The sequence below is a fragment of the Flavonifractor sp. genome (assembly GCF_019422385.1).
Classification (GTDB): domain Bacteria; phylum Bacillota; class Clostridia; order Oscillospirales; family Oscillospiraceae; genus Flavonifractor; species Flavonifractor avistercoris.
The window spans coordinates 1-923 of the sequence record NZ_JAHZDL010000133.1; the positions used below are offsets into that span (position 1 = coordinate 1).

1 protein-coding gene is annotated in these 923 nt (G+C 66.2%); it reads left to right on the forward strand.

Annotation, left to right across the window (positions count from 1 at the left end):
- On the forward strand, positions 1–841 hold an 841-nt coding region (locus QZ378_RS12270; protein WP_291258471.1), incomplete at its 5' end, for an FAD-binding protein.
- Between the last annotated feature and the right edge of the window lie 82 nt (positions 842–923).

The following is a 923-nucleotide window of genomic DNA, read 5'->3' on the forward strand; positions in this document are numbered from 1 at the left end:
CACCACCATCTACGAGGGCACCAACGAGATCCAGCGGGTGGTCATCGCCTCCCACCTCATCGGCAAGATCTCCAAGGGCAGCGAGGGCGGCAGCCGCTCCGTGGCCAAGAAGCCCGCCCCCATCACCGGCGTGCGCAAGCGCCAGATCTTCCGGGACGGGGAGTCCAAGGACAAGGTGGCCGCCCTGGTGGAGGCCCTGAAAAAGGACGGCCACGACTTCACCGTGGGCATCCCCATGGATACCCCCATCAACCAGGCCGAGCGGGTGGTCTCCGCCGGCAAGGGCATCGGCGACAAGAAGAACATGAAGCTCATCGAGAACCTGGCCAAGGCCGCCGGCGCCGCCATCGGCTCCTCCCGCCCGGTGGCTGAGACCCTCAAGTACGTCCCCTTGAGCCGCTACGTGGGCATGTCCGGCCAGAAGTTCACCGGCAACCTGTACATCGCCTGCGGCATCTCCGGCGCCACCCAGCACCTGAAGGGCATCAAGGACGCCTCCACCATCGTGGCCATCAACAAGAACGGCAACGCCCCCATCTTCAAGAACTGCGACTACGGCATCGTGGGCGACGTGAACGAGATCCTGCCCCTGCTGGCCGCCGCCCTGGACACCGGCGACAAGCTGCCCGCGCCTCCCATGGTCAAAATGAAGCGGCCCCCCGCCCCCAAGCCCGAGCCCATCGGCAAGCGGTACGTCTGCGGCGGCTGCGGCTACGAGTACATCCCCGAGGTAGGCGACGAAGATGCGGAGATCGCCCCCGGCACCCTGTTTGAGAAGCTGCCCGAGGACTGGGTCTGCCCCGAGTGCGCCGAGGGCAAGGATCAGTTCATCGAGGCGTAAAGGAAGTGCGGATGGCGTGCGGAGCAGGCACACAGCGTGCCGCGCAGACGAAAAAACAGGCGTACGCCCGAAGGGCGAAGCG